Here is a 469-nt window from a genome sequence, read left to right as displayed (position 1 = left end):
GCTTCAGCTTCTTTTAAAATAGCGACGATTTGATGTTCAGTCATTTTTTTCATAATTAAATCCCCTTTTCTTTTATCATAGAGAATTTTCTACTTTTTTGCTGTACTATTTTAGGGGATAGTTACATTGGCCTTTTACAAATTCCGTTTTAATTGTTTTAAATGTCGCTTCCGCTACCGCATTGTCATATGGACACCCTTTCTTGCTTAATGAATGCGTGATATTAAATGTCTTAAAACAATCCGCTAATAACCGATTATCAAACTCTTTACCGCGGTCTGAATGAAATAAATCCAATTTTGATAATGGCAGTTTAATTTGACTTAATGCCGACATAACAAGCTCTGCTGTTTTATGTTGACCAACATGATAACCGACAATTTGCCTATCGGATAAGTTCACTAAAACACATAAATAGTTCCAACGTTGCTTAACTTGAATATAGGTTAAATCCGCAACAACAATTTGT

The 469-nt window shown here is 33.3% G+C and carries 1 pseudogene; it reads right to left on the bottom strand.

The features are described 5' to 3' along the window. Nucleotides 1-129: 129 nt before the first annotated feature. Nucleotides 130-469: pseudogene (locus A9G32_RS02060) on the bottom strand (transposase); the annotation flags it as partial.

The sequence above is a fragment of the Gilliamella sp. Gris3-2 genome (assembly GCF_001690345.1).
GTDB classification, from domain to species: domain Bacteria; phylum Pseudomonadota; class Gammaproteobacteria; order Enterobacterales; family Orbaceae; genus Gilliamella; species Gilliamella bombi.
Note: the sequence above shows the minus strand (reverse complement) of the source record. Positions and strands in the feature narration are given on the sequence as shown.